The sequence below is a fragment of the Megalodesulfovibrio gigas DSM 1382 = ATCC 19364 genome (assembly GCF_000468495.1).
Classification (GTDB): domain Bacteria; phylum Desulfobacterota; class Desulfovibrionia; order Desulfovibrionales; family Desulfovibrionaceae; genus Megalodesulfovibrio; species Megalodesulfovibrio gigas.
Genome location: NC_022444.1, coordinates 279956 through 293696 on the forward strand (window position 1 = coordinate 279956; position 13741 = coordinate 293696).

Annotated in this window: 14 protein-coding genes; 9 read left to right on the plus strand and 5 right to left on the minus strand. The window is 66.0% G+C overall.

The genetic code is table 11. The annotated features are described in order from the left end of the window. The first annotated feature begins 25 nt into the window (after positions 1 to 25). Complete coding sequence (locus DGI_RS01205; protein ID WP_021758784.1) at positions 26 to 685, plus strand: hypothetical protein; 660 nt, start codon at positions 26 to 28, stop codon at positions 683 to 685. Between the two features lie 7 nt (positions 686 to 692). Here DGI_RS01205 and DGI_RS01210 read toward each other — a convergent pair whose 3' ends face one another. The 4 genes from DGI_RS01210 to DGI_RS01225 all read right to left on the minus strand — a co-directional run bounded on the left by DGI_RS01210 (position 693) and on the right by DGI_RS01225 (position 5870). After that, on the minus strand, positions 693 to 1916 hold the full coding sequence (locus DGI_RS01210; RefSeq protein WP_021758785.1) for a glycosyltransferase: 1224 nt from the start codon (positions 1914 to 1916) through the stop codon (positions 693 to 695). Next, the gene (gene asnB / locus DGI_RS01215; protein WP_021758786.1) at positions 1913 to 3931 is read right to left on the minus strand and encodes an asparagine synthase (glutamine-hydrolyzing); all 2019 of its coding nucleotides are present in this window, start codon (positions 3929 to 3931) and stop codon (positions 1913 to 1915) included. Before asnB ends, DGI_RS01210 begins: the two co-directional genes overlap by 4 nt. A 9-nt stretch (positions 3932 to 3940) precedes the next feature. After that, positions 3941 to 4840, minus strand: coding sequence for a M23 family metallopeptidase (locus tag DGI_RS01220; RefSeq protein WP_021758787.1), 900 nt, complete (start codon positions 4838 to 4840; stop codon positions 3941 to 3943). Between the two features lie 244 nt (positions 4841 to 5084). Then, positions 5085 to 5870 (minus strand): tRNA lysidine(34) synthetase, encoded by a 786-nt coding sequence (locus DGI_RS01225; RefSeq protein ID WP_027192983.1) that lies wholly within the window; start codon positions 5868 to 5870, stop codon positions 5085 to 5087. 189 nt (positions 5871 to 6059) lie between these two features. Here DGI_RS01225 and DGI_RS01230 point away from each other — a divergent pair, with 189 nt between their 5' ends. The 7 genes from DGI_RS01230 to moaC are packed head-to-tail and all read left to right on the plus strand — an operon-like array spanning position 6060 to position 12644. Beyond that, positions 6060 to 7049: an ABC transporter ATP-binding protein gene (locus tag DGI_RS01230; RefSeq protein WP_021758790.1), complete on the plus strand. Its 990-nt coding sequence runs from the start codon at positions 6060 to 6062 to the stop codon at positions 7047 to 7049. Continuing rightward, the gene (locus DGI_RS01235) at positions 7046 to 7813 is read left to right on the plus strand and encodes an ABC transporter permease (RefSeq protein WP_021758792.1); all 768 of its coding nucleotides are present in this window, start codon (positions 7046 to 7048) and stop codon (positions 7811 to 7813) included. The genes DGI_RS01230 and DGI_RS01235 overlap by 4 nt, the downstream gene beginning before the upstream one ends. A 3-nt stretch (positions 7814 to 7816) precedes the next feature. Next, positions 7817 to 9214: a GldG family protein gene (locus DGI_RS01240; protein ID WP_021758794.1), complete on the plus strand. Its 1398-nt coding sequence runs from the start codon at positions 7817 to 7819 to the stop codon at positions 9212 to 9214. Positions 9215 to 9225: 11 nt separating this feature from the next. Next, on the plus strand, positions 9226 to 10665 hold the full coding sequence (locus DGI_RS01245) for a DUF4340 domain-containing protein (RefSeq protein WP_021758796.1): 1440 nt from the start codon (positions 9226 to 9228) through the stop codon (positions 10663 to 10665). Positions 10666 to 10707: 42 nt separating this feature from the next. Next, a complete protein-coding gene (gene rpoZ / locus DGI_RS01250) occupies positions 10708 to 10914 on the plus strand; it encodes a DNA-directed RNA polymerase subunit omega (RefSeq protein WP_021758798.1) in 207 nt (68 codons plus the stop codon). A gap of 12 nt (positions 10915 to 10926) precedes the next feature. Continuing rightward, positions 10927 to 12048 carry a molecular chaperone DnaJ gene (dnaJ, locus tag DGI_RS01255; protein ID WP_021758800.1) on the plus strand — a complete coding sequence of 374 codons (1122 nt, stop codon included), beginning with the start codon at positions 10927 to 10929 and terminating at the stop codon, positions 12046 to 12048. A 50-nt stretch (positions 12049 to 12098) separates the two neighbouring features. Further along, positions 12099 to 12644 (plus strand): cyclic pyranopterin monophosphate synthase MoaC, encoded by a 546-nt coding sequence (gene moaC / locus DGI_RS01260; RefSeq protein WP_021758802.1) that lies wholly within the window; start codon positions 12099 to 12101, stop codon positions 12642 to 12644. 83 nt (positions 12645 to 12727) lie between these two features. Here moaC and DGI_RS01265 read toward each other — a convergent pair whose 3' ends face one another. Continuing rightward, positions 12728 to 12958, minus strand: a complete 231-nt coding sequence (locus DGI_RS01265) for a hypothetical protein (RefSeq protein WP_144284081.1) — start codon at positions 12956 to 12958, stop codon at positions 12728 to 12730. Between the two features lie 161 nt (positions 12959 to 13119). On the opposite strand from DGI_RS01265, the gene DGI_RS01270 reads away from it, so the two are divergent. Further along, positions 13120 to 13707 carry a hypothetical protein gene (locus DGI_RS01270; protein WP_021758806.1) on the plus strand — a complete coding sequence of 196 codons (588 nt, stop codon included), beginning with the start codon at positions 13120 to 13122 and terminating at the stop codon, positions 13705 to 13707. Positions 13708 to 13741: the final 34 nt, after the last annotated feature.

The window sequence follows — 13741 nt, forward strand, 5'->3', positions numbered from 1 at the left end:
CCTTCCTTTTTTAGTAGGATATCGCATGAGCAGCCTTGCAGACCTGAACACCTTCCTTGATCCTGGCTTCATCTGGGCCTTTCGCCTGATGCCGGACCCGCACTGGGGCTTTGTGGTGGGCAGCGTGTATGTGGCCCTGTGCGCCATTGTGGTGGGGGACGTGGCCATGTCCCTGGCCTATCGCATCAACCGCTCGGCCCATCTGGCCCAGCAGCGGGAGATGAAGAAGCACAGCGACATGAGCTTCGAGGCCCTGGTGGAAAAGGACAAGGCCGCCTTCAAGGCCTGCAACACCCTGGCCAACGACGCCTTCGGCCGGAATTTCTTTTTGGGGGCCACCCTGTTCTGCGCCTCCATCTGGCCCCTGGCCCTGGCTTTGGGCTGGATGGACTATCGCTTCGGCCGGGTGATCGATCTCTCCGCGCCGTTTCTCGGGCAGGTGCGGCCGGAATTCTGGTTCATCCCGCTGTACATCGTGCTGCGCATTGCCTTTGCCAAGATCAAGTACCACCTGCCCGTGTATGGCAGGCTCCATGCCCTGGCCAAGGCCGACGCCGAGGCCCTGGAGGCCATGCCCTGCAAACGCCCCACGGTACAGGCCACGGCGGCAGCGGAATCCCCGGCTCAGACCGGGACAGCGCCCCAGGCGCAGCGCCCCGACACGGCCGATCAGCCCTCGGCCTGATGTCCCATCACTGTCTGCGGCCCTCCAGCAGGGCTGCGTAGACGTCCATTGTCCTGCGGGCCAGCGCCCTGGCGTCAAAGGCTTCCTCGGCCTTCCTGCGCGCGGCAGCAGCCATGGACGTGCGCAGCGCCGGCGTTTCCGCCACACGCCGCATGGCCTCGGCCAAAGGCGGCCACTGCCCGGCCGGCACGCACAGCGCATGCTCGCCCAGGGTTCTGCCAGCCCGGACCTCCTCGGCCCGCGGCGCGGCAATCTCCCGGCACCCCGGCACATCGGTGACAATCACCGGCACCCCGCAGGCCAGTGCCTCCTGCATGCTCACGGGCACACCCTCGCGGTATGACGGCAGGATGGCGAAATCCGCCAGGCTCCATAGCTGCGCCATCTCCTCCTGCCAGCCCAAAAACCGCACGTTGCCCAGCCCGGCGAAGGTCTGCATGTCCGCCTCGGTGAGGGAGCAGGGATTGCCCGGGTCCGGCGCGCCAGCCACCAGCAACCGCAGGGACGGCGTTGCCGTCGCCAGGGCCTGCGCCGCCAGCATGGTTTCGCGGATGCCCTTGTCGAACAGCAGCCGGGCCGCCATCACGGCCACCACCTGCCGATCGGTACAGCCCAGGGCCGCACGGCGACGGCGACGTTCTTCCACAGACAACAGATTCGGCCGAAAGCGGGTCAGATCCACCCCGCTGCCGGGCACCACCTGCGTCAGCGCCCGGCCCGTGAGCCCACGCCAGGTGAAATAGGTGTGATCGTCCTCGTTCTGGAACAGCACGGCATCGCAGCGAGCCGCCGAGCGGGCGTAGCACTGATGCAAGGCCATGCGCAGGGCCATGCCCCTGAGTCCCGGCCGCAGGAACCCGGACCCCAGCCCGGTGACGGCGTTCACCAGCAGCGGTCGCCTGCGCCAGGGCAGCGCCGCCCGGCACAGCAGGTTCGGCAGGTGGGTGAAGCTGTGCACCACATCGAACCGCCGGCCGGCAAACAGCCGGGCCAACCCGGCCCGGGCTTGCAAGTGTCTGCCCAGGCCACGAGCGGCCAGGGCCTCGCGCGAAGCCGGATACTCCAGCAGATCCACGCCCAGCTCCTCGATCTCCCGGGCATGACGGCCGCGCGGGACCACGGCGCTCACCCGCCAGCCATCCTCCAGCAGCATCTGCATGAGGGTACGGCGGAAGCGGGCCAGATTCAGATCCACATGCGACACCAAGGCGATGGATGGCGACTCGCTCATGCCCGCCAGACCTCCAGCCAGCGTTGAAACATCAACGCCGTCCACAATGCATACTGCCGATTGCGCCGGCCGGACTGGTGCTCGTCCCAGGCCTGGCGCACGGCCACGGGGTCCAGGAACCCCTGCGCCCTGAGCCGGGAGGGATGCAGCAGATCGTCAGCCCAGGCCTTGAGGGGACCGCGCAGCCAGTGTTCCAGGGGCACGCCGAAGCCCTGCTTGGGCCGATTCAGGTGCGGCAGGGGGTGAAGCGTGTCCAGCATCCGACGCAGCACCACCTTGCCCCTGCCCCCGGCCACCCGCGCCGCCAGGGGCAGCCGCCAGGCGGCCTCGGCCACGCGACGATCCAGGTACGGGCAGCGCACCTCAATGGATGCCGCCATGGACGCGCGGTCCACCTTGGGCAGGATGTCCCAGGCCAGATAGCCCGCCTGATCCATGGCCTGCATCCAGAAGACGAAGGGCAGCTCCGGCATCCCCGCCAGCTCCTGTTCCATCGCGGCCAGGGGATTGGGGATGACCGTCCCGGCCCCGCCGCGGCGCAGGGGCGGGTCTGTCCATTGGCAGAGAAAGGCGTGGTAGAAATCCCGGGACGACGACGCCCGCAACGCCTGGCCGAGCTTGTGGATCTTGTCCCGAAACACGGTCTGCCGCCAGCGCGCCGGCAGCCGGGGGGCGCAGGCTTCGTAGGCCGTCGCCAGCAGCGCCTCGCCGCCATGCTCCAGCACCCTGGCCAGCACCTGGGCCAGCAGCAGGCGGACGGAGAGCGGGATGGACGCCATGCGCTGCCAGAGCCCCGGGGCGCGCAGGTGCCGGGTGTAGCCGGCGAACAGCTCGTCCCCGCCGTCCCCGGACAGCAACACCACCGCATGCCGTCGCGCCAGACGGGACAGCAGCAGCGTGGGCAACTGGGAGGCGTCGGCAAAGGGCTCGTCATAGACCATCGGCATGTCGGCGATGCAGGCCAGGGCGTCCGCCTCGCTGACCGATTCCACCACGTGCCGCAGTCCCAGGCTGGCGGCGGTCCTGCGGGCAACGTCCGCCTCGTCATACTCGGCATGGGAGGACGCCATGGTGAAGGCGACGAGTTCGGACACACCGCCGGCAGCGGCCGCCCGGGCCGCCAGCACGGCCACCAGACTGGAATCAATGCCGCCAGACAGGAAGACCCCGACCGGCACATCCGCCTGCAGCCGGCAGGTCACGGCGTCCTGCAGCAACGGCCCCATCACCTCACACGCCGCATCCAGGGAGGGAAACGGCGCCGCCACCCCGTGACGGACGACCTCGCCCAGGCGCCACCATCGCTCGGGCGCAGGCAGCCGGCGATCCAGCACCGCATCGTCAGCAATGGTCAGCCATGTGCCGGGCGGCAGGCTGTGCAGTCCTTCCCAGATGCACCAGGGCGCGGGCACGGCGGCATAGCGGAAGAACAGGGCCAGGGCCTGACGATCCAGGGCCGGCGGGGCGGCCCGCCAGCAGGACGTGGCGGCCAGGGCCTTGAGTTCCGAGGCAAAAACGAACTCCCGGCCCAGCCATCCATAATAGAGCGGCTTCTTGCCAAAGGCGTCCCGGGCCAGATGCAGGGTGCGGGTATGGGCATCCCAGCAGGCCAGGGCGAACATGCCCTGGATCCGGGCCAGGGTCTGCGCCACGCCCCAGGCGGCAATGCCCGCCAGCAGGGTTTCGGTGTCGCAATGACTGCGGAAGGGATACGGCAGCTCCCGGCGCAGGGTCAGGTGATTGTAGATCTCGCCGTTGTAGACGAGATGCCAGCGACCGTCGGACGTGGCCAGGGGCTGGGTCCCGGCCTGGGATCGATCCAGAATGGCCAGCCGGCGATGGGCCAGCCCCACCGTGGAAGGCGAGGCGCGGGAGGCGTCAGCGGGGGACGTGTCCAGCCAGACGCCGGCGGCATCAGGGCCGCGATGGCGCAGGGCGTCGGCCATGGCCTGCAGGTCCGCCTGCATGCCCTCCAGGGGAGCGCCGAGACGCCACAACCCGGCAATGCCGCACACGGGGCCAGCCTATTCCAGAATATAGCGCATGGGATTCACGGGCGCGCCGTTGAGGCGCACTTCGTAATGCAGGTGCGGGCCGGTAGAGGTGCCGGTGTTGCCCATGGAGGCGATGAGCTGGCCGCGCTCGGTCTTGTCCCCCACCTTCACATTGAAGTCCTGCAGATGGGAATAGCGCGTCACCAGACCGCCGCCGTGCTGGACAACCAGGGTCTTGCCATTGGCGGCGTCGTTGGCGGCAAAGGTCACCACACCCTTGGCCGGGGCATAGATGGGCGTGCCAATCTTGTTGGAGATGTCCACCCCCTGATGGAATTCGTTGCGCCCGGTGAAGGGGGAACGCCGCGGCCCGAAGGCGGACGTCACCCAGCCCTGCGTGGGCCAGATGGAGGGGATGGACGCCAGCTGCTCCAGATTGCCGCGCAACGCGTCGATGATCTGTTCCTGACGCACCAGTTCCAGCTGGGCATCCGTGGTCAGGGAATCCAGGAAATCGTGCATGCGGCGGGCCAGGCGTTCCTGCCGCAGCAGGGCGGCCTTTTCCGCAAAATCCTCGGCCTTGGGATTGCCCACGGAGCCCACGGCTTCCACCTGGGAATCCAGATTCATCATCACGCGCAGTTGGGAGTCAAAGTCGCGAATGCGGGTCAGGTCCTTTTCCAGGGCATTGATCTTGCCGGACAGGGCAAGCATCTGCGTTTCCTGGGCCTTGACCTTCTTTTGCGCCGCCTCCACGCTTTGTTCCATGAACTTCACGCCGTGCAACGAGCGGAGAAACACCACGTTGCCGACCACCAGCAGGACGAACAGGCCGCCCAGCAGAAAGAACATCCACGAATGCAGACGCAGCTTGCTGCAGGTGCCCTGGTTATCCTTGAAGATGACGACGTGATACTTGCGAAACAGCATAGGCCTCCCGGGATACGGATGGTTCGGGGCTGGCGATGCGCAACCGGCATGCGGCCCCCGCCCGCACCGGACTGGATCCGGCGGCAGGCGCGCCGCTGATTGTACGAACCGTTGCCAGCTTGCGGAAAAACAACACGCCGCAGCATAGCGTTTGAGATACACCTTCTAGAAGGCCGGGGGCGTGCTGTCAAGGTGCAGCGCATTACAAAACCTTCACATCACGTCGCCATCCCTCCAGATTTTCTCAAGATTCTTCCACAACGCCCCCCGGCATCCGCGCCCCCCGCGCCAGGGCATGCCGGCGCAGGGCGTTGTACACGTTGGCCTTTCGCGCAGGATCCCCGCCCACCTGTTCCCGAATCCACTGCGTGGTGCGGGCGCGGTTGCTCAGGGCCAGCCCCTGCGCATCTTCCTTGGAGGCCGGGCAGGGGTTCTCGAACACCGGCAGCCCCCAGGCCCGGGCGGCGCGTCTGAGCTGGGATTTTTCCAGCCACAGCAGGGGGCGAATCACCTGCAACCGCCCCTGAAAAAAGGATTCCACCGGGGCCAGACCGTCCACGCGGCCGTTGTCGAACAGGTTCATGAAAAAGGTCACGGCCTGATCGTCCGCATGATGCCCCAGGGCCAGATGGGTGCAGCCGTACTGGCGGCACAGGTCGAACAGCCGGGTCCGCCGCCAGGAACTGCACAAAAAACACGGGGAGTTGCTGCGATTCTCCTCGGAAAAGGCCCGCGGCCCGAACTCCGTGCGCTCGAACACGCCGGCCAGGCCCAGGCTGGCCGCCCAGTCCCGCAGTTTCAGGTGCAACTCGAAATCAAAGCCGGGATTGATGTGGAAGCACAGCAATTCGATGGGAAACGGCAGGATGCGCTGGCGCTGGCGCAGCACCTCCAGCAGCACGGCCGAATCCACGCCGCCGGACACGGCCACGCCAATGCGCGCGCCGGCGAAAAGCGTGCCGCTCTGATGCAGCAGCTTGCCAGCCGAGGCGACGCAATTTTTCTGGACGAAGTTGAGACGATGTCGCATGCTGTTGACGATGCCAGGGGCAGATGGGTATAGAGATGCGCTGGTTGCGATGGGCTCCACGGCCATTCGCGCCCGCCGGACGCAGCCAGTCAGCATCATGTTGTTGAAATCGAAATAAAAACCACTCCATTTTCGGGGCGCCAGGCCTCGTGCGAACACGGCCCGGCCCCCGGACCGAGGAACGGCCCCATGCTAGAAGTCCGCAACGTACGACATCGCTACGGCCCCGTCCAGGTCCTGCATGACGTCTCCTTCACCCTGGGCAAGGGCGAGATCCTGGGACTGCTCGGCCCCAACGGCGCCGGCAAATCCACCACCATGCGCATCCTCACCGGCTTTCTCATCCCGTCTGCCGGCGAGGTGACCCTGGACGGCCGCAACATCCGCAAGGATCCCATCGGCCTGCGCAAGCGCCTGGGCTACATGCCGGAAAACATGGCCCTGTACCCCGAACTGCGCGTGGAAGAATACCTGCAGTGGGTGGCCCGGCTCAAGCAGAGCGCCGCACCAGCCAAACAGGTGCCCGAGGTGATGGCCCGCTGCGGCCTGGCCCATGTGCGCGGCAAGCTCATCCGGCATCTGTCCAAGGGCTACCAGCAGCGCGTGGGCCTGGCGCAGGCCATCCTGGGCCAGACGGAACTGCTGATCCTGGATGAACCCACCGTGGGGCTGGACCCGTCCCAGATTCGGGAAATCCGCAACCTCATCAAGGAAATGGGCCAGGAAAAGACCATCCTGCTTTCCACCCACATCCTGCCCGAGGTGGAACTGACCTGCAGCCGCGTGCTCATCATCAACAAGGGCCGCATCGTGGCCGAGGACACCCCGGCCAACCTCGCCCGCGCCTTCGGCGGTCAGGGCCGGCACCTGCTGCGGCTGGGCGTCTCCGAACACATGCAGGAAAAAGTGCTGGCGCGGTATCGGCAAGAGTCCTTCGTCAAGATCGTGGAGCCGGCCATGCAGCAGCACGGGCCCGGGGCCTATGTGCTGGAGAGCGACCCCGCCCGGCTGCCCAAGGACCAGGATGAACGCGACCTGCTGACCCGTGTGGCCTTTGCCGAGGGCTGGCCGGTGCTGGAGTTCAAGCCGGCGGACATGAGCCTGGAAGACGCCTTCGTCAATCTGGTGCGCACCGAGGCGGAAGCGACCGAACCCGTACGTGAGGAGGCCGCGGCATGAACAAAACCCTGCTGCTCGCCCAGAAAGATGTGATGATCCTGTTTCGCACGCCCCTGGCCTGGTGCATTCTGGGCTGTCTGTTTGTGGTGTGCGGCTACTTTTTTACTTCGTCCGTGCAGTTCTTCGAGCTGGTGAGCCTGCAGCTGCTGCAGAATCCCGGCACGTCCGGCGTCACGCCCTTTGAATACATCATCTCGCCGTACCTGCAGCAGTCCAGCGTCATGCTGCTCTTTTTCCTGCCGCTCATCACCATGCGCACCTTCAGCGAGGAAAAGCGCATGGGCGCGTTCGAGATGCTCATGAGTTATCCGGTCAAGGAACACGAGATTGCCGCCGGCAAGCTGGCTGCAGTGGCCGTGTTCTTGCTGACCACCTGCGCCGGGCTGGCCATCGGGCCGGCCCTGCTCATGACCATGGCCGAGGTGGAACCCCTGCCCGTCCTGTGCGGCTGGCTGGGCCTGCTGCTCATGGGGTTGGCCTTTGCCTCCCTGGGCTGCTTCATCTCCTCGCTCACGGAAAGCCAGATCATGGCCGCGGTGTTCACCTTTGCTGCGCTGCTGCTCCTGTGGGTGCTCTCCTGGCTGTCGGAGCTGGGGGCCACGGGCCCGGCGGCGGTGGCGGCGTCCCTGTCCCTGCTCACGCACTTCGAGCCCTTCACCCGGGGCGTGCTGGAGCTCAAGGGCGTGATCTATTATCTGGCCTTCACCGCCGGCTTTTTCTGGCTGGCGGTGCTCTCCCTCGAAAACCAGCGGTGGAGGAACTGATCCATGGCCGCCTGGAAGCGCTATTCCCAGACCATTCTCGCCGGCGTGCTCGGCCTCGGGCTGCTGGCTGGCTGTTACGCCCTGGCTGCAAAGCAGGGCTGGCGGTACGACACCACCTCGGCCAAGCAGCACTCCCTGGCCGTGGAGTCCGTGACCATCCTGAACAACCTCAATGCCAGCGTGGAGGCGGTGGCCTTCTTTAATCCCGAAGACCAACCCCTCAAGAAGCAACTGGAAGATCTCTTCGATCTGGTCTCGCGCGAAACGGACAGGGTGCGCGTGGAGTTTGTGGATCCGGACCGCACGCCCTTCCGCGCCCGGGAACTGGGCGTGACCGTCTCCGGCAGCGTGGTGCTGCGCTCCGGTGATCGCAAGGAAATTCTGACCTTTGTGGATGAAGAAAAACTCGTCAACGGCATTGCCCGGGTGGCCAGCGCCCGCAGCGCCGTCGTGTATCATGTACAGGGACACGGCGAGGTGGAGCTGGAAGGCCTGCAGGAGGCCGGCGCCGGCCAGCTGGCCCAGGCCCTGCGGGAACAGGGTGTGGAGATTGCCCCCCTGACCCTGGCCGCCATCCCCGAAGGCCAGGGCGTGCCCAAGGATGCCGATCTGGTGCTCATCCTGGCCCCCACCCGCAACTACCTGCCCAAGGAACTGGACCTGCTGGCCGAATATGTGCAGGCCGGCGGGCGGATGTTCATCGCCCTGGCTCCCGAGCATCCGGTGAACGTGGCGGACTGGACCGCCCGGCACCTGGGCGTGCGCATGGAACCGGGCCTGGCCGTGGACGTGGCGGCGCAGTCCATCCTGGGGGATGCCCTGACCGTGCTGGTGCAGCAGTACCCCATCCATCCGATCACCAAAGACTTCAACCTGTTGACCCTCTACCCCACCGCCGGCGCGCTGACGGATGTGGAGAATGCCACCCTGGGCAACCGCACCCTGGAGGTCATGCCCCTGGGTCTCTCCACCCAGCAGGCCTGGCTGGAGCGGGACGTGGCAGGCATCCGGACCGGACGGGCGGACTTCGACGCCGCCGCCGATCTGCAAGGCCCGCTGTGGATCGGGGCCGCCGTGTCCATGGTCAAGGAACTGGATGCGGACAACGCCACCAAAACGCCCCTGGACAACCTGCGGGCCGTGGTGCTGGCCGACCAGGACTTCCTGACCAACCGCTACGCCAATGTGTACGGCAACCTGGATCTGGCCCGCAACGCCGTCAACTGGCTGTTGGAGCGCGAAGGGCTCATCGTGGTGCGCAAGCCGGATGTCCCCAACGTCTTCCTGGCCCTGTCCGGCGGTGAGCGGCTGCTGCTCTCCTGGGTGCCGCTGGTGCTGCTGCCCCTGGCCATGTTCGGTGCGGCCCTGGCCGTGGCTACGATCCGCAAGCGGGCGCGGTAGGAGGTGCTCCCATGAAACGATTGGCCATTCTCTTCGTGCTGGCAGGGTTGGTGTGGGGTGCGTTCTCCCTCATGCCGGAACCGCAGGCCCCGCCGTCCCGGCCTGCCGTGGCCTGGCCGCGTCTGGCTCCGGAACAGCTCCTGCGGGCGGAATCCACCACCGGCAACGCCTCGTTTGTGCTGGAGAAAGAAGGCGGGGACTGGTTCATCAGCCAGGCCGACCCAGCCCGACGCCTGCGCGCCGAACGCGGCAAGGCCGAGGCCCTGGCCAACTTCTTCAACGCCAACCCGCCCCGCCGCAGTCTGGTGGATGTGGATGTGCGCGACACCAAACAACTGAAGGCCTACGGCCTGGATGCGCCGGGCAAGCGCCTGATCCTGGCCGACACCGCCACCCGCTACACCCTGGCCTTCGGCGGCAAGAATCCCGCCGGCGATGCCGTGTACGCCACCCTGGAGCAAGATCCGGCCCCTGCGGACAACGGCACCGGCGTGGTATACCTGCTGGGCGCCAACTGGCTGGAGCAGGCCACCACGGCAGATGCCTATTATGATCTGCGCCTCACCAGCCTGATGGCCCAGAACATCACCCGTATCCGCGTGGACAACCAGGATATTCCCGTGGAGCTGCGCCGCACCGGGCCAGCCCAATACGCCTTTGCCCAGCCCGAGGACTACGCCGCCTATCCCGTCTCCTCCCTGGACGCCGAACGTCTGTTGCTGGATGTGGTCGGCCTCAAGGGGCAGCTGGTCCCGCAGACCAGCCTGTCTGCCAATGCCACGGCCGCCCTCAGCCTGTCCCTGTGGCCCATGGGCGCGGAGACCCCGCAGCAGCTGCAGTTCTTCCCTGTTCCTGGCAACAACGCACAATACCTTGCAAAAAGCGACTGGCAGCCAGCCCTGCTCGCCGTGGATCGCACGGCCGTGCTCAAGGTGGCGCCAGACCCGTTCCTGCTGCGCGACCGTCGGGTGCTTTCCTTCGATCCCGCCGCCGTGCAGTCCCAACGGCTCGCATTTTTTGAAGACCAGGGTTTGACGCCGCGGGAAGTCGTGCTTATGCGTGAGGGTGGAACGCGCCCGGCAGAAGACCTGCCCTCAAGAGACTGGACGCGGCAGGATACAAACGCTACAGTGCCCGGCCTGGACCTGCTGCTGTGGCGGCTCTCCGAAAGCACCTTCGAGGCAGACGCGGCCTCCTCCCGGCCGGCCGCAGCCCGGGATGTGCTGCGGTGGACCCTGTTGGACATCGACGGCGCCACCCTGAAGGAAGTGACCTTTGCCGCAGACCCCGGCCTGCCCGAGGGGCAATGCTGGCTCATCCCGGCACAGCACGCCACGGATGCGCCGACGACAGGACAGGAAAACGCAACATACTACCCGGTAACGGATGACGTGCTGCAGCAGGCGCTGGACACAGTGTTCCATGCCCGCACCCCGGCATCTTCCTTCTAAATCCCATCCGCATCCCCGGATGCATCGTTTCAAGGAGCGCACATGGCCCGCATTACCGTTGAAGACTGCCTGGCACAGGTGGACAACCGTTTTCTGCTTGTCCAAATGGCCATCAAGCGCGTGCGGCAGTACCGCGACGGCTACGAAGCCCTCGTCGAGTCCAAGAACAAGGAAATCGTCACCTCCCTGCGCGAAATCGCCGAGGGCAAGGTGCTGGTGACCGACGAATTCTATCTGCCCCAGCAGTAACCCGACTTCGCCATGACCACCACTCGCGACTATTATGAAATCCTCGGCCTGGAGCGCGCTGCCACCGAGGACGAGATCAAAAAGGCGTACCGCAAAAAGGCCTTCGAGTTCCACCCGGACCGCAACCCCGGGGACGACGAAGCCGAACGCCAGTTCAAGGAAGCCGCCGAGGCGTACGAAGTGCTGCGCGATCCGGACAAACGCGCCCGCTACGACCGCTTTGGTCATGCCGGCGTGGACGCCAACGGCTTCCACGGCTTTTCCTCCACCGAAGACATCTTTTCCACCTTCGGCGACATCTTCTCGGACTTCTTCGGCTTCTCCACCATGGGCGGGGGCCGGCGCGGTCCGCGGCCGCAACCCGGGGCAGACCTGCGCTACAACCTGCGCATCTCCTTCCGCGAAGCCGCCAAAGGCACCGAGGTCACCCTCGACATCCCCAAGGATGTGCCCTGCGAGCATTGCGGCGGCAATGGCGCGGAGCCCGGGCATCCGCCCGAAACCTGCAAGCAGTGCGGCGGCGCCGGACAGATTCACCAGTCCCAGGGCTTCTTCCGCATTGCCGTCACCTGCCCCATCTGCCGCGGGCAAGGCACGGTGGTGACCACGCCGTGCTCGGAATGCCGCGGTCGGGGCGTGAATCAGCAGGTGAAGGAACTCTCCGTGCGCGTGCCTGCCGGGGTGGACAACGGCTCCCGCCTGCGCCTGCGCGGCGAGGGCGAGCCGGGCACCCATGGCGGCCCCCCCGGGGATCTGTACGTGGTCATCAGCGTGGAGGAAGACAAGGTCTTCCGCCGCCAGGGTCAGGATCTGATCTACACCACGGAAGTCAGCTTCGTGCAGGCGGCCCTGGGCGACAAGATCGAGGTCCCCACCCTGGACGAGCCCCTGCGCATGGAGATTCCCAAGGGCGTGCAGTCCGGCGAGGTCTTCAAGCTCAAGGGCAAGGGCCTGCCGTACCTGGGCTCCACCCACTCCGGCAATCTGCTGGTGGAGGTGAAGGTCAAAACGCCCACCAGCCTCTCCAAAAAGCAGGAAGAACTGCTGCGCGAGTTTCAGCGCCTGGAAGAGGAACGGCCCATGAAAAAGGTGAAGGACTTCATCAAAAAAGCCGGCGAGGTGCTGGGCGGCTGACTGCCCGGCCGCTTCAGGCGCATTGTGCATTGACCAGCTGAGGAGGCGACGTGAGCGAGACTGGCGAAACTGGCGAAACTGGCGAGACTGGCGAGACTGGCGCAGGGTTTACCCATCTGGATGAACAGGGCCTGGCCCGCATGGTGGATGTGGGCGCCAAGGCGGAGACCCGCCGCCGCGCCGTGGCCGCCTGCCGGGTGCTCCTCTCCCCTGCCACCTATGATCTGCTGGTGCGCCAGGCCCTGCCCAAGGGCGATGTGCTCACCGTGGCCAAGATTGCCGGCATCCAGGCTGGCAAGCGCACGGCGGAGCTCATCCCCCTGTGCCATCCCCTGCTGCTCTCGCACCTGGACGTCTCCTTCGCGCTGGACGAGACGGACCACGCCGTGGAGGTGCAGGCCGAGGCCTCCCTGTCCGGCCCCACCGGGGTGGAAATGGAAGCCCTGACCGCCGCGGCCGTGGCAGCCCTGACCATCTACGACATGTGCAAGGCCGTGCAGAAGGATATCCGCATCACCGAACTGCGGCTGTTGCACAAGTCCGGCGGCAAGAGCGGCACCTTCGAGGCTGCGGCTGCCGGGTCTTCAGCACCGTAGCATCTGTCTTTTTGGGAACATTCCCGTTTGGGAGCAGGCGTCTCCCCCGCTCGGTTGCCGGGTATGCCGGCAACCGGGGCGCGTCAATGCGTGGCGTCCACGCAGCCATCCTGACGGACCATTTCCGCCTCGGCCAGCCGCTCCTTGAGAAACTCCACCGTCAGGTTGCGTTCCTCAATGCGCCGCTGCAGCACTTCGTTGTCCTGAATAAGCCGCTGACACTTCAGCTCCATGAGCTTGAGCACGCGTTGATACCCCTCCACGGACCGGCGGTGGGCCATCATGAACACGCCCACCAGCAGCATCGTATACATCCCGACAAAAATCCACTCCATACCAGTGCATCCCCCCGTGTACCCGTGTGCAAGCGCAGGCGCAGTCGCACCATGACGATGGACGGCGCAGGCGCACTTTTGTATAGTTCAGCCGCCTGGAAATATCCAGCAGTCCCCATCCATGCTTCCCGGAGGTCTCCATGGCTGTTCGTTTGGCCGTTGCGCTGTGTTCCCTGCTGCTCGCCGTTGCCGCACTGTTTCCCGCCCCTGCCCGGGCAACGGACTTGTTTTTTGCAGATTTCCAGTCCGGCGTGCCGGCGCAATTTTCGGAAAAAGCCGTCTTCCGGCTGGACAACATCAAGGCCCTGGGCCTGTTCAACAACAAAAATCGCAAGCGTCCCTCGGGCGTCACGCTCACTCTGGAGCAGCTGCCGGCCGGCAAGCCCCTGGAACTGCGCTTCGATCTGTACCTCGTGGGCAACTGGGAAAGCCGGGGGCAGCGCCTGTCCGACCGGTTCACCGTGCACGCCAACGAGCAGCAGGTCTTCCTGCTGGACCAGTTCCCCTGCAAGATCCTGAACAACGACGAAACCCAGACCGTGGACGCCCTGGGCATGGTGGTGGTGAAGGAGCATGTGCTCGGCTACTGGAAGGTGCCGGTTCGGGTGGATCTGCCCGCGGCGCTGGTGAAAGACGGCGCGCTTGAACTGGACTTCTACGCCAAACTCACCGGCAAGGGCACGGAATTCTGGGCCCTGGATGACGTGCGCGTCCGCGTGGCGGAGTGAGCCGCCCAGGCGCTGACGCATTGACCAGCGCACG

What these genes read in the sequence shown, in the direction of transcription:
- DGI_RS01240 (WP_021758794.1), top strand. Translation starts at nt 7,817, where the DNA reads ATGGCCGCCTGGAAGCGCTATTCCCAGACCATTCTCGCCGGCGTGCTC.
- DGI_RS01205 (WP_021758784.1), top strand. Translation starts at nt 26, where the DNA reads ATGAGCAGCCTTGCAGACCTGAACACCTTCCTTGATCCTGGCTTCATC.
- DGI_RS01220 (WP_021758787.1), bottom strand. Translation starts at nt 4,840, where the DNA reads ATGCTGTTTCGCAAGTATCACGTCGTCATCTTCAAGGATAACCAGGGC.
- DGI_RS01225 (WP_027192983.1), bottom strand. Translation starts at nt 5,870, where the DNA reads ATGCGACATCGTCTCAACTTCGTCCAGAAAAATTGCGTCGCCTCGGCT.
- dnaJ (WP_021758800.1), top strand. Translation starts at nt 10,927, where the DNA reads ATGACCACCACTCGCGACTATTATGAAATCCTCGGCCTGGAGCGCGCT.
- DGI_RS01265 (WP_144284081.1), bottom strand. Translation starts at nt 12,958, where the DNA reads ATGTATACGATGCTGCTGGTGGGCGTGTTCATGATGGCCCACCGCCGG.
- DGI_RS01245 (WP_021758796.1), top strand. Translation starts at nt 9,226, where the DNA reads ATGAAACGATTGGCCATTCTCTTCGTGCTGGCAGGGTTGGTGTGGGGT.
- DGI_RS01210 (WP_021758785.1), bottom strand. Translation starts at nt 1,916, where the DNA reads ATGAGCGAGTCGCCATCCATCGCCTTGGTGTCGCATGTGGATCTGAAT.
- DGI_RS01235 (WP_021758792.1), top strand. Translation starts at nt 7,046, where the DNA reads ATGAACAAAACCCTGCTGCTCGCCCAGAAAGATGTGATGATCCTGTTT.
- rpoZ (WP_021758798.1), top strand. Translation starts at nt 10,708, where the DNA reads ATGGCCCGCATTACCGTTGAAGACTGCCTGGCACAGGTGGACAACCGT.
- DGI_RS01270 (WP_021758806.1), top strand. Translation starts at nt 13,120, where the DNA reads ATGGCTGTTCGTTTGGCCGTTGCGCTGTGTTCCCTGCTGCTCGCCGTT.
- DGI_RS01230 (WP_021758790.1), top strand. Translation starts at nt 6,060, where the DNA reads ATGCTAGAAGTCCGCAACGTACGACATCGCTACGGCCCCGTCCAGGTC.